At 59.4% G+C, this 13,303-nt stretch carries 12 protein-coding genes; 8 read left to right on the top strand and 4 right to left on the bottom strand.

Annotation, left to right across the window (positions count from 1 at the left end):
• Window positions 1-81: 81 nt before the first annotated feature.
• Together clpA and clpS are read right to left on the bottom strand one after the other, a co-directional pair.
• Entirely contained in the window at window positions 82-2,352 is a 2,271-nt protein-coding gene (clpA, locus tag BHC62_RS20795) for an ATP-dependent Clp protease ATP-binding subunit ClpA (RefSeq protein WP_070995983.1), read from the bottom strand.
• Window positions 2,353-2,381: 29 nt separating this feature from the next.
• Complete coding sequence (gene clpS / locus BHC62_RS20790) at window positions 2,382-2,750, bottom strand: ATP-dependent Clp protease adapter ClpS (RefSeq protein ID WP_029293391.1); 369 nt, start codon at window positions 2,748-2,750, stop codon at window positions 2,382-2,384.
• A 224-nt stretch (window positions 2,751-2,974) separates the two neighbouring features.
• On the opposite strand from clpS, the gene cspD reads away from it, so the two are divergent.
• Window positions 2,975-3,262: a cold shock domain-containing protein CspD gene (cspD, locus tag BHC62_RS20785; protein ID WP_032866679.1), complete on the top strand. Its 288-nt coding sequence runs from the start codon at window positions 2,975-2,977 to the stop codon at window positions 3,260-3,262.
• Window positions 3,263-3,345: 83 nt separating this feature from the next.
• On the opposite strand, the gene icd is transcribed toward cspD, so the two are convergent.
• The gene (icd, locus tag BHC62_RS20780; RefSeq protein WP_070996129.1) at window positions 3,346-4,602 is read right to left on the bottom strand and encodes an NADP-dependent isocitrate dehydrogenase; all 1,257 of its coding nucleotides are present in this window, start codon (window positions 4,600-4,602) and stop codon (window positions 3,346-3,348) included.
• Window positions 4,603-5,097: 495 nt separating this feature from the next.
• Between icd and BHC62_RS20775 the strand changes: the two genes are divergently transcribed.
• A complete protein-coding gene (locus tag BHC62_RS20775) occupies window positions 5,098-7,323 on the top strand; it encodes an NADP-dependent isocitrate dehydrogenase (RefSeq protein WP_070995982.1) in 2,226 nt (741 codons plus the stop codon).
• An 81-nt stretch (window positions 7,324-7,404) separates the two neighbouring features.
• Here the strand turns inward: BHC62_RS20775 and BHC62_RS28305 are convergent, their stop codons facing one another.
• Window positions 7,405-7,530: a hypothetical protein gene (locus tag BHC62_RS28305; RefSeq protein ID WP_256324403.1), complete on the bottom strand. Its 126-nt coding sequence runs from the start codon at window positions 7,528-7,530 to the stop codon at window positions 7,405-7,407.
• 323 nt (window positions 7,531-7,853) lie between these two features.
• Here BHC62_RS28305 and BHC62_RS20770 point away from each other — a divergent pair, with 323 nt between their 5' ends.
• The 6 genes from BHC62_RS20770 (at window position 7,854) to BHC62_RS20745 (ending at window position 13,269) form a co-directional block, all read left to right on the top strand.
• A complete protein-coding gene (locus BHC62_RS20770) occupies window positions 7,854-8,300 on the top strand; it encodes an NUDIX hydrolase (protein WP_070995981.1) in 447 nt (148 codons plus the stop codon).
• 59 nt (window positions 8,301-8,359) lie between these two features.
• The gene (mnmA, locus tag BHC62_RS20765) at window positions 8,360-9,484 is read left to right on the top strand and encodes a tRNA 2-thiouridine(34) synthase MnmA (protein ID WP_070995980.1); all 1,125 of its coding nucleotides are present in this window, start codon (window positions 8,360-8,362) and stop codon (window positions 9,482-9,484) included.
• A complete protein-coding gene (gene hflD, locus BHC62_RS20760; protein ID WP_005789104.1) occupies window positions 9,481-10,104 on the top strand; it encodes a high frequency lysogenization protein HflD in 624 nt (207 codons plus the stop codon). Before mnmA ends, hflD begins: the two co-directional genes overlap by 4 nt.
• Window positions 10,105-10,229: 125 nt before the next feature.
• Entirely contained in the window at window positions 10,230-11,600 is a 1,371-nt protein-coding gene (gene purB / locus BHC62_RS20755; RefSeq protein ID WP_029293372.1) for an adenylosuccinate lyase, read from the top strand.
• Between the two features lie 84 nt (window positions 11,601-11,684).
• The gene (locus tag BHC62_RS20750; RefSeq protein ID WP_070995979.1) at window positions 11,685-12,854 is read left to right on the top strand and encodes a cupin domain-containing protein; all 1,170 of its coding nucleotides are present in this window, start codon (window positions 11,685-11,687) and stop codon (window positions 12,852-12,854) included.
• Window positions 12,847-13,269, top strand: coding sequence for a GNAT family N-acetyltransferase (locus tag BHC62_RS20745; protein ID WP_029293368.1), 423 nt, complete (start codon window positions 12,847-12,849; stop codon window positions 13,267-13,269). Before BHC62_RS20750 ends, BHC62_RS20745 begins: the two co-directional genes overlap by 8 nt.
• Window positions 13,270-13,303 lie beyond the last annotated feature (34 nt).

The raw sequence follows: 13,303 nt of genomic DNA, 5'->3' as shown, positions 1-13,303 counted from the left end.
AGGACAACGCACCGAATCAGGAAGCATGCGTTATCGTTGGCGATCTTCGCGAGCAAGCTCGCTCCTACAGGTTTACAGCGGTCAGGCCATTTCGGCCGTGGTCTCGAACTCGAAGGTCAGCTCGCCATCCTTCAGGTCGATATGCACCACGCCACCATGGTCCGAGAGCTCGCCAAACAGGATCTCTTCGGCCAGTGGCCGCTTGATCTTGTCCTGGATCAGACGCGCCATTGGGCGAGCACCCATTGCCGCGTCGTAGCCACCCTCGGCGATCCAGCTGCGTGCAGCTTCCGTCACTTCCAGCTGCACGCGCTTGTCTTCCAACTGCGCCTGAAGCTCGGTAAGGAACTTGTCCACCACGCTCTTGATAACCTCATGACTGAGGCGACCAAACTGGATAATGGTGTCCAGGCGGTTACGGAATTCCGGCGTGAAGCTCTTCTTGATCACTTCCATGGCGTCGGAAGAGTGATCCTGATGAGTAAAGCCAATGGAAGCCCGCGCGGCCGTCTCGGCACCGGCGTTGGTGGTCATGATCACAATCACGTTGCGGAAGTCCGCCTTGCGCCCGTTGTTGTCGGTCAGGGTCCCGTGGTCCATGACCTGCAGCAGCAGGTTGAAGACTTCCGGGTGGGCCTTTTCGATTTCATCGAGCAACAGTACGCAGTGAGGCTGCTTGGTGATCGCCTCCGTCAACAGGCCGCCCTGGTCGAAGCCGACATAGCCCGGAGGCGCACCGATCAGGCGCGACACGGTGTGCCGCTCCATGTATTCGGACATGTCGAACCGCACCAACTCAATGCCCATGGCCTTGGCCAACTGGCGTGCTGCTTCGGTCTTGCCGACGCCGGTAGGCCCGGCGAACAGGAACGAACCCACCGGTTTGTCCGGCGACTTGAGACCGGCACGGGACAGCTTGATCGCCGTCGACAGCGAATCAATCGCCGCATCCTGGCCAAACACCGTCAGCTTGAGGTCGCGCTCCAGGTTACGCAGCAGCTCCTTGTCGGAACTGGTGACGTGTTTTGGCGGAATACGCGCGATTTTCGCCACGATATCCTCGACCTGGGCCACTTCGATGCGCTTCACACGCTTCTCTACCGGCTGCAGGCGCTGGTAGGCCCCCGCTTCGTCGATCACATCGATGGCCTTGTCCGGCATGTGCCGGTCATTGATGTAGCGCGATGCCAGCTCAGCGGCCGCACGCAGTGCCTCATCACTGTATTCGATGCCGTGGTGCGCTTCGAAACGGCCTTTGAGCCCACGCAGGATACCAATGGTGTCCTCGACCGAAGGCTCGGACACGTCGACTTTCTGGAAGCGACGCGCCAGGGCACGATCTTTTTCGAAGATCCCGCGAAACTCCTGGAACGTGGTCGAGCCGATGCAGCGGATATCACCCGAAGACAGCAGCGGCTTGAGCAGGTTGGAAGCGTCCATCACCCCACCGGACGCCGCACCGGCGCCAATGATGGTGTGGATTTCATCGATAAACAGGATCGCCTGCGGACGCTTTTTCAGCTCGCCAAGCAACGCCTTGAAACGCTTTTCAAAGTCGCCACGGTACTTGGTCCCGGCGAGCAACGCCCCCAGGTCAAGGGAGTAGACGACACTGTTGGCCAGCAGGTCAGGCACCTGATTGTCCACAATACGCTTGGCCAGGCCTTCGGCAATCGCGGTCTTGCCCACGCCCGCCTCGCCCACCAGCAGCGGGTTGTTCTTGCGACGACGAGCCAGGATCTGCGCAACACGCTCAACTTCCATCTCGCGCCCAACCAGCGGATCGATCCGCCCCTGGCGCGCCAACTCGTTGAGATTGCTGGCATAGGCATCCAGCGGGTTGCTTGAAGAAGAAGACTCGCCGCCCTCGTCGTCCTGCATATCCTGCTCACCCTCGGAGTGATCGCCATGCCCTGGCACTTTCGAGATGCCATGGGCGATGTAGTTGACGACATCGATACGGGCAACGCTCTGCTGCTTGAGCAGGAACACCGCCTGGCTTTCCTGCTCGCTGAAGATGGCAACCAATACATTGGCGCCCGTCACTTCACGCTTGCCGGAGCTCTGCACGTGGAAGACAGCACGCTGCAACACCCGCTGGAAGCCCAGGGTTGGCTGGGTCTCACGGTCCTCGTCATGCACGGGGATCAGTGGCGTGGTGGAGTCAATAAACTCTTGCAGGTCATGCTTGAGTTTGTCGAGGTTGGCGCCGCACGCACGCAGAACGGTGGCGGCAGCTTCGTTATCCAAAAGTGCCAGCAGCAGGTGTTCGACGGTCATGAATTCATGACGCTTCGAACGGGCCTCCTTGAAGGCAAGATTGAGGGTGACTTCGAGCTCGCGGTTTAACATAGCTTCACCTCATACCCAAGTGGTCGGAGTTAACCGTCCTTCTCGATTTCACAGAGTAGCGGATGCTGGCTTTCCCTGGCGTACTGGTTGACCTGCATGGCCTTGGTCTCGGCGATGTCGCGGGTAAACACTCCACATACTGCCCGTCCTTCTGTGTGAACGGCCAGCATTACCTTGGTCGCCAACTCGCGGTTCAGATTAAAAAACACCTCGAGTACTTCGACGACGAAATCCATCGGCGTGTAGTCATCATTGAACAAAACCACCTTGTACATCGGCGGCGCCTGTAAAGCAGGCTTGGCCTCCTGAACAGCGATGCCTGCAGAACCGTCATCGTCTTCTAGATGATCCGGGCGATCCTGATTGAATGTTAGTCGAATCTGGCTGAATGCATGCATGGAAAGAAAGGTTCGTCTGTTGTGCATTTACAGTGATGGGGGCGACCTGTCAGAAATTCAACTCCGACCGACTGGTCACCTTGACTATCGGCAAAACGGTGTTACAACCAATAGAACCCACAGTGGGTAAAAAAGGTCCGCGCAGTCAACCTTATTTATTCGGGTTAGGACGGATAAACTGGATGATACTCCAGTGATGGAGTCTGGTGCAGAGGGATATGGGTATGTCTGGCAGCAAGATCAGTGGCAAGGTCAAATGGTTCAACAATGCCAAGGGGTACGGCTTCATTAATGAAGACGGTAAGGATGAGGACCTCTTTGCACATTACTCGGCGATTACCATGGAGGGTTACAAAACGTTGAAAGCCGGTCAATTGGTGTCCTTTAAGATCATCCAGGGACCTAAAGGCCTGCACGCTGTCGAAATCTGCGCAGCTGCAACTGGCACTCCCCACGAAGACCACGACAACGCAGATAGATCCGCTCAGTCGAAAAAGAAACAAACGGCCTAATCAGCCACTGAGTAGATACCCTGCATAAAAAACGGCCATCCTGATCAGTCAGGATGGCCGTTTTTTTTATCGCCTTCGACTTATTACATATGCGAAATCAACGCATCGCCAAAGCCCGACGACGACACCAGCTTGGCGCCATCCATCAAGCGCTCGAAGTCATACGTCACGGTTTTGGCCGAGATTGCCCCATTCGTGCCCTTGATGATCAAGTCGGCAGCCTCGGTCCAGCCCATATGGCGCAACATCATTTCCGCCGACAGAATCAATGAACCCGGGTTGACCTGGTCTTTGCCGGCGTATTTGGGTGCAGTACCGTGAGTGGCTTCGAACATCGCCACGGTATCAGACAGGTTGGCGCCCGGCGCAATACCGATACCGCCCACTTCTGCCGCCAGGGCGTCAGAGAGATAATCACCGTTGAGGTTCAGGGTGGCGATCACATCATATTCGGCCGGACGCAGCAGGATCTGCTGGAGCATGGCGTCGGCAATCGCATCCTTGACCACCACATTGCGGCCGGTGCGCGGGTTCTTCAATTGCATCCACGGCCCACCGTCGAGCAGGGTCGCGCCGAATTCTTCGGCGGCCACTTCATAGGCCCATTCCTTGAAGGCACCCTCGGTGAACTTCATGATGTTGCCTTTATGCACGATGGTCAGCGACTCACGGTCGTTATCCACTACATATTGCAGGGCCTTGCGCGCCAGGCGCTTGGTGCCCTCCTTGGAAACCGGCTTGACGCCAATCCCGCAATCCTGGTCAAAACGGATCTTGGTGACGCCCATTTCTTCCTTGAGGAACTTGATGACCTTGATGGCTTCCGGCGAGCCGGCCTTCCATTCGATGCCGGCGTAAATATCCTCGGAGTTCTCACGGAAGATGGTCATGTCCACATCGCCAGGCTTCTTGACCGGGCTTGGCACACCTTCGAACCAACGCACCGGGCGCAGGCAGACATACAGGTCCAGTTGCTGGCGCAGGGCCACGTTCAGCGAACGGATGCCGCCACCGACCGGCGTGGTCAGCGGGCCCTTGATGGAAACCACGTAGTCCTTGACCGCGTCCAGGGTTTCCTGGGGCAGCCAGGTGTCCTGGTCGTAAACTTGAGTGGCCTTCTCGCCGGCATACACCTCCATCCAGGAGATTTTGCGCTTGCCGCCGTAAGCCCTGTTAACAGCTGCATCGACCACCTTGATCATCACCGGGCTGATGTCGACGCCAATACCGTCACCTTCGATGAAGGGAATGATCGGGTTGTCAGGAACATTGAGAGAATGGTCTGCGTTGACGGTGATTTTGTCGCCGACTGCCGGAACCTGAATCTTCTTGTATCCCATGCTGAACTCCGTTTGTGGATTGAACATCTGGCTGTGCCCGAGCCTACTCCAGTTGAATGTGGACTGGAACCTTGCGCCCGGTACATTTGCTGCGAAAACCGTAGATTCGGTCGCCTACAACCTTGAAACAAAAGGGAAAAACGCCAAACTTGAGCATTACGTGCGACTTTAGGCGCAATCCGGTACCTGCGACCTTTAGACCAATGGACGACCCACCTTTTGTATGAAGGCTCGGCGTAAGCATAGCGACCTATGTATAATGCCGCCGCTGACCAAAGAGTCACGACGGCCGACCGCTCTATATCGAGCACCTGCGCCCGAAAAAGCCGGGTTGCCACAGCAGCCCACCCGCTTGACGCTCGACTGATGCAACCCAACATCACCGCGAAGAAACATCGACATTCGGCTCATGGATGACTTTGAACGAACGCGCTTTACCCGGCGCATCTCGAGTTTCCGCGCACGCTTTTAGCAAAGAAGAGAGTTAATCCGAATATGCCCACCCGCTCGAAGATCATCTATACCTTCACCGACGAAGCTCCAGCCCTCGCCACCTATTCACTGCTGCCTATCGTAGAGGCCTTCACCGCTTCCGCTGATATTGAAGTGGAAACCCGCGATATCTCCCTCGCAGGGCGCATCCTCGCAAGCTTCCCCGAGCAACTGGGCACCAAGGCTGTTGCGGACCACCTCGCCGAACTGGGCGCCCTGGCCGTAACCCCCGAAGCCAATATCATCAAGCTGCCGAACATCAGCGCCTCGACCCCGCAGCTGCAAGCCGCGATCAAGGAACTGCAGGCCCAGGGCTACGCCCTGCCGGACTATCCGGAAACCGTAACCACCGACGCGGAAAAAGAAACCCGTGCACGTTACGACAAGGTCAAGGGCAGCGCCGTGAACCCGGTCCTGCGCGAAGGCAACTCTGACCGCCGCGCCCCACTGTCGGTCAAGAACTACGCCCGCAAGCACCCACACAAAATGGGCGCCTGGGCCGCTGACTCCAAGTCCCACGTGGCTCACATGAGCAACGGCGACTTCTACGGCAGCGAAAAAGCCGTGCAGATCGAAGCCGCCGATGCTGTCAAAATCGAGCTGGTCGGCAAGGATGGCAGCACCACCGTCCTGAAAGAAAAAACCTCCGCACTGGCTGGCGAGATCCTCGACAGCGCCGTGCTGAGCAAGAACGCCCTGCGTGCGTTCATTGCCGCCGAAATCGAAGACGCCAAGAAACAAGGCGTGCTGCTGTCGGTCCACCTCAAAGCCACCATGATGAAGGTCTCCGACCCGATCATGTTCGGCCAGATCGTTGCCGAGTTCTATAAAGATGCCCTGGCCAAGCACGCCACCGTGCTGGAACAGATCGGCTTCAACCTGAACAACGGCATCGGCGACCTGTACGCTCGCATCAAGGCCCTGCCTGGCGACCAGCAAGCGCAGATCGAAGCTGACATCCAGGCGGTCTACGCCGCTCGCCCATCGCTTGCGATGGTCAACTCCGACAAAGGCATCACCAACCTGCACGTGCCGAGCGACGTGATCGTCGACGCCTCGATGCCAGCCATGATCCGTGATTCCGGCAAGATGTGGGGCACCGACGGTCAATTGCACGACACCAAGGCCGTGATTCCGGATCGCTGCTACGCCACCATCTACCAGGCGGTCATTGAAGACTGCAAGGCCAATGGTGCCTTCGACCCAACCACCATGGGCAGCGTGCCAAACGTTGGCCTGATGGCGAAGAAAGCCGAAGAGTACGGCTCCCACGACAAGACTTTCCAGATCAAGGCTGACGGCGTAGTTCGCGTCACCGACAGCAAGGGCAACCTGCTGATGGAACAGTCGGTCGAAGCCGGCGATATCTTCCGCATGTGCCAGACCAAAGACGCGCCGATCCAGGATTGGGTCAAACTGGCCGTCAACCGCGCCCGCGCCAGCAACACCCCGGCCATTTTCTGGCTGGACCCGCTGCGCGCCCACGACGGCGTAGTGGTCGAGAAAGTTCAGGCCTACCTGAAAGACCACAACACCGACGGCCTGGACATCCGCATCATGTCGCCAGTCGACGCGATGAAGTTCACCCTGGAACGCACCCGCAAGGGCCTGGACACCATCTCGGTGACCGGCAACGTACTGCGCGACTACCTGACTGACCTGTTCCCGATCATGGAACTGGGCACCAGCGCCAAGATGCTGTCGATCGTACCGCTGATGAACGGCGGCGGCCTGTTCGAAACCGGCGCCGGCGGCTCTGCGCCAAAGCACGTGCAGCAACTGCTGGAAGAAAACTTCCTGCGTTGGGACTCCCTGGGCGAGTTCCTGGCCCTGGCCGCCTCCCTTGAGCATTTGGGTGTGAACTACAACAACCCGAAAGCCCTGGTACTGTCCAAGACCCTGGACCAGGCCACCGGCCAGTTCCTCGACAACAACAAGTCGCCATCGCGCAAAGTCGGCAACATCGACAACCGCGGCAGCCACTTCTACCTGGCGCTGTACTGGGCACAAGCCCTGGCCGCCCAGACTGAAGATACCGCGCTGCAGGCGCAGTTCGCTCAACTGGCAAAAACCCTGGCCGAGAACGAAGCAACCATCGTTGCCGAACTCAACGCCGTACAGGGCAAGCCAGTGGACATCGGCGGCTACTACGCGCCGAACCCAGAGCTGACCAGCAAGGCTATGCGTCCGAGCGCTACCCTCAATGCCGCGATTGCTGCATTGAAGTAAGGCTGTAAGGATATAAAGAAACCCCGGCCCCGCGCCGGGGTTTCTCTTTGTGCCAGCACCGTTCTCACTGAAGAAACCCAATCAAAGTGTGGGAGCATCGCGGTCGTTGGTAATGGCTTGAGTGGCGTTGAGGTCTTCGCGGTAGGCAACGATTTCGGCCTTGGCCACATCGATACCCACAACCGTTGGTGAAGTAAGGATTGTCATAACTAATCCTCGGAGCTAGGGTTTAAGGGCTTGTCGGGGTCTATCCCAGCGCTGGCTTGCCTCTATTGTCGGTTTTTTTCCCGATGAATTCCTTATCGGCGCTTAGGGTAGAAAGGGCGGGACGAGAAGTCTCCCACGGTCCGTACTGGCTAGAGTCGGAATCGGGCTTTTAGTCGCCGCCCACCCCTTCAAGTCTAAACATACAAGCGGGCTTGCTCGCGAAAGCGCTAGCTCAGCCAATACATTCGGCGGCTCAAATACCGCCATCGCGAGCAAGCCCGCTCCCACACTGACCGCGTCACACCCTGAATCGAGGCGTTCAAATGACCTGGCAACCCCACATCACCGTCGCCACCATCGTCGAAGACAACGGTCGCTTCCTGATGGTCGAAGAGCTCAAGGGCGGCCGCGCCGTGCTCAACCAGCCCGCCGGGCACCTCGACCCGCACGAAACCCTGACCGAAGCCGCCGTGCGCGAAACCCTTGAAGAAACCGGCTGGGACGTCGAAGCCACCGGCATCGTCGGTATCTACCTGTACACCGCCCCCAGTAATGGCGTGACTTACCAACGGGTCTGCTTCATTGCCAAAGCCCTGCAACACCACCCGAACTATCAGCTCGACGAAGGCATCGTGCGCGCCCGCTGGCTGACCCGTGACGAGCTGATGGCGGTACGCGACGACTGGCGCAGCGAGCTGATCATCCGCTGTATCGATGACTATTTGGCCGGCCAGTGCCACAGTCTCGACCTGATCCGGCCTTCTCTTTAGCCTTGAGGGCGCGAGCCTGCTAGAATCGCGTCCTTTTTCAAGACACCCGTTGAAATCCTATGCGTGATCCAGCCCCTTCTGACACACAAAAGAAGCGCGTCATCGTCGGTATGTCCGGCGGCGTGGATTCTTCCGTTTCCGCCGTTCTGCTCATGGAGCAGGGTTATGAGGTGGAAGGCCTGTTCATGAAGAACTGGGAAGAAGACGATGGAACGGAATACTGCACTGCCATGGACGACCTGGCCGATGCCCAGGCCGTGTGCGACAAGATTGGCATCAAGCTGCACACCGCCAACTTCGCCGCCGAGTACTGGGACAATGTGTTCGAGCACTTCCTGGCCGAATACAAGGCCGGCCGCACGCCGAACCCGGACATCCTGTGTAACCGTGAAATCAAGTTCAAGGCGTTCCTCGACTACGCCATGATCCTCGGCGCCGACCTGATTGCCACAGGCCACTACGTGCGCCGTCGCGATATCGATGGCCGTACCGAGCTGCTCAAGGGCCTGGACCCGAACAAGGACCAGAGCTACTTTCTGCACGCCGTCGGTGGTGAACAGATCGCCAAGACCCTGTTCCCGGTGGGCGAACTGGAAAAGCCCGAAGTGCGCAAGATCGCCGAGAAACACGGCCTGGCTACCGCGAAGAAGAAGGACTCTACGGGGATCTGCTTTATCGGCGAACGCCGCTTCAGCGACTTCCTCAAGCAGTACCTGCCGGCCCAGCCGGGCGAGATCAAGACCACCGAAGGCGAAGTCATCGGCCGTCACCACGGCCTGATGTACCACACCATCGGCCAGCGCCAGGGCCTGGGCATCGGCGGCCTGAAGGACGCCGGTGAAGAGCCGTGGTACGTGCTGGTCAAGGACCTGGAAAACAACGTGCTGATTGTCGGCCAGGGCAACGAGCATCCGTTGTTGTTCTCCGGCGCGCTGCTGGCCTCGGAGATCTATTGGGTCAACCCGATCGACCTGAGCACCCCGCGCCGCCTGACTGCCAAGGTGCGCTATCGCCAGAGCGACCAGCCCTGCACCCTGGAAAAGATCGCCAGCGGCTACCGCGCCACGTTCGACGACCCGCAGCGCGCGGTCACGCCTGGCCAATCCGTGGTGTTCTACGACGGTGAAATCTGCCTGGGGGGCGGCGTGATTGAAGTCGCCGAACCCTGGAGCAACCCGGCATGAGCCCGACCCAGGAGCAATTGACGGCACTGGGCGGGGTCTTCCTCGCGGCCGTGCTGGTGGACAAGATCGCCAAGACCGGCCAGGTGACCGAAGCAGGCCTGACGTGCATGCTCGGCAGCCTGCTGGTGGTGGATCCAAAGGACACCCTGGACGTGTACGGCGGCGACGACTTGAGCCTGCGCGAAGGTTATCGCGCCCTGATCGGCGCCCTCGAACGCGACCCCAGCACGTTGCAGCGCGAGCCATTGCGCTACGCCCTGTCGATGCTCGGCCTGGAGCGGCAGTTGGCCAAGCGCGACGACTTGCTGGAAACCATTGGCAAGCGCCTGCCGCAGATCCAGTCCCAGGTCGAGCACTTCGGCCCGGCCCACGAAAACGTGATCGCCGCCTGTGGCGCCTTGTACCAGGACACCTTGAGCACCTTGCGCCAGCGGATCCAGGTCCATGGCGACATGCGCAACCTGCAACAACCCAACAACGCCTCGAAAATCCGCGCCCTGCTTCTGGCCGGTATTCGTTCGGCGCGCTTGTGGCGCCAGTTGGGCGGTCATCGTTGGCAGTTGGTCATCAGCCGTCGCAAATTGCTCAAAGAGCTTTACCCGTTGATGCGCAACGAATAAGTCGCAGCCACGGGCTATTTTCAAGCCGTTACGCGTAATACGCCGGTCAGTTGGCGACGGACCGGCGGATTTTTTCATGTATGATACGCGCCCCATTTCGTTGCCCGACTGTCCGAGAACACCCCATGCAGCTCTCTTCGCTCACTGCGGTTTCCCCTGTTGACGGCCGCTACGCCGGCAAAACCCAGGCCCTGCGCCCTATTTTCAGCGAATACGGCTTGATCCGTGCTCGTGTACTGGTTGAAGTGCGCTGGCTCCAGCGCCTGGCCGCTCACCCTGCCATCAGCGAAGTGCCGGCGTTCTCCGCCGAGGCTAACGCTGTACTGAACACCCTGGCGGAAAACTTCTCCCTGGAGCACGCCGAGCGTGTGAAAGAGATCGAGCGCACCACCAACCACGACGTCAAAGCCATCGAATACCTGCTCAAAGAGCAAGCGGCGAAACTGCCGGAACTGGCCCAGGTCAGCGAATTCATCCACTTTGCCTGCACCAGCGAGGACATCAACAACCTGTCCCACGCCCTGATGCTGCGCGAAGGCCGTGATGACGTGATGCTGCCGTTGATGCGCCAGACCGCCAATGCCATCCGCGAGCTGGCCATCCGCTTCGCCGACGTGCCGATGCTGTCGCGCACCCACGGCCAACCGGCTTCGCCGACCACCCTGGGCAAAGAACTGGCCAACGTGGTGTACCGCCTGGAGCGTCAGATCGCTCAAGTGGCCGCCGTGCCATTGCTGGGCAAGATCAACGGTGCCGTGGGCAACTACAACGCCCACCTGTCGGCCTACCCTGAGATCGACTGGGAAGCCAATGCCCGCGCCTTCATCGAAGACGAGCTGGGCCTGGGCTTCAACCCGTACACCACGCAGATCGAACCCCACGACTACATCGCCGAGCTGTTCGACGCCATTGCGCGCTTCAACACCATCCTGATCGACTTCGATCGCGATATCTGGGGCTACATCTCCCTGGGCTACTTCAAGCAGCGCACCATCGCTGGCGAAATCGGCTCCTCGACCATGCCGCACAAGGTCAACCCGATCGACTTCGAAAACTCCGAAGGCAACCTGGGCATCGCCAACGCCTTGTTCCAGCACCTGGCCAGCAAGTTGCCGATCTCCCGCTGGCAGCGCGACCTGACCGACTCCACCGTATTGCGCAACCTCGGCGTGGGCTTTGCCCATAGCGTGATCGCGTACGAAGCCAGCCTCAAAGGCATCAGCAAACTGGAACTCAACGCGCAGAAAATCGCCGCTGACCTGGACGCTTGCTGGGAAGTCCTGGCCGAGCCGATCCAGACCGTAATGCGCCGCTACAACATCGAAAACCCGTACGAAAAGCTGAAAGAGTTGACACGCGGCAAGGGCATCAGCCCCGAGGCGCTGCAAACTTTCATCGACGGCCTGGACATGCCAGCCGCGGCCAAGGCCGAGCTGAAACTGCTGACCCCGGCCAACTACATCGGCAACGCTGTAGACCAAGCCAAACGCATCTGATTGCAGCTTGACCCCTTGAGACGCCCGGCAGCGCCGGGCGTTTTTATTCCCGTCTGAAAAGTGCTTTTTTTCAATAGGTTACACATGAATCCTGATATTCCTCTTCAACTTCTAGGCGGCATCACTGCACGGGAATTCCTGCGCGACTACTGGCAGAAAAAACCGCTGCTGATCCGCCAGGCCATTCCTGATTTCGAAAGCCCGATCGATGCCGACGAACTGGCCGGCCTGGCGCTGGAAGAAGAAGTCGAGTCGCGCCTGGTGATCGAGCACGGCGAGCGCCCTTGGGAGCTGCGTCGCGGCCCGTTTGCCGAAGACGCCTTCAGCACCCTGCCCGAGCGCGAGTGGACCCTGCTGGTGCAGGCGGTCGACCAGTTCGTGCCGGAAGTGGCCGAGTTGCTGGAGCAGTTCCGCTTCCTGCCAAGCTGGCGCATCGATGACGTGATGATCAGCTTTGCCGCCCCCGGTGGCAGCGTCGGTCCACATTTCGATAACTACGACGTGTTCCTGCTGCAAGCCCAGGGCAAGCGCAACTGGAAGATCGGCCAGATGTGCAGCTCGCAAAGCCCGCTGCTGCAGCACGCCGACCTGCGCATCCTCGCCGAATTCGAAGAGAGCGCCGAATGGGTGCTGGAACCGGGCGACATGCTTTACCTGCCGCCGCGCCTGGCGCACTTCGGCATCGCTGAAGATGACTGCATGACCTACTCGGTAGGTTTCCGCGCGCCAAGCGCCGCCGAAGTGCTGACCCACTTCACCGACTTCCTCAGCCAGTACCTGACCGATGAAGAGCGCTACACCGACGCAGATGCCCAGCCCGTCAGCGATCCGCACCAGATCCAGAGCGACGCCCTCGACCGCCTGAAAAGCCTGCTGGCCGAGCACATGAGCGACGAGCGCATGCTGCTGACCTGGTTCGGCCAATTCATGACCGAGCCACGCTACCCGGAACTGGTCGCAGGCCCAGAAGAGCTGGCGCAGGACGAAGTGATCAGCAGCCTGGAAGACGGCGCAGTACTGATCCGCAACCCAAGCGCGCGCCTGGCCTGGTCGGAAGTGGACGACGACGTATTGCTGTTCGCCAGCGGCCAGAGCCGTTACCTGCCAGGCAAACTGCGCGAACTGCTGAAGTTGATCTGCGCGGCCGACGCCCTGCATGTCGACAACCTGGGTCCATGGCTGGCTGATGAAGACGGCCGCGACCTGCTGTGCGAACTGGTCAAGCAAGGAAGCCTGGGGTTTGCCGATGAATAAAATTCACGTAAGTGTCGCAGACTGGCAAAAGGATATCGCCGAGATCCGGCGCATTCGTGAAGCGGTATTTATCGCTGAGCAATCGGTTCCACCTGAGCTGGAGTGGGACGCAGACGACGCTGGAGCCATGCACTTCCTCGCGTTCGAAGGCGACTTTCCCATTGGTACTGCACGCCTGCTGCCCAGCGGCGAGATCGGTCGCGTGTCGGTCCTCAAGGACTGGCGCGGGCTGAAGGTTGGCGACAAGCTGATGGAAGCGGTGATTGGCGAGGCCGAGAAACGCGGCCAGACCCGGCAGTTCCTCAGCGCGCAGGTGTATGCCGCACCGTTCTATGAGCGGCTAGGGTTCAAGATTGTCAGCGGGGAATTCCTGGAAGTCGGGATTCCTCATGTTGATATGGAGCGCGAGGGCTGATCCGAGTCCGAGTCGTTCCCATCGCAGGCAAGCC

The organism is Pseudomonas sp. 06C 126 (genome assembly GCF_001855215.1).
GTDB classification, from domain to species: domain Bacteria; phylum Pseudomonadota; class Gammaproteobacteria; order Pseudomonadales; family Pseudomonadaceae; genus Aquipseudomonas; species Aquipseudomonas proteolytica.
Note: the sequence above shows the minus strand (reverse complement) of the source record. Positions and strands in the feature narration are given on the sequence as shown.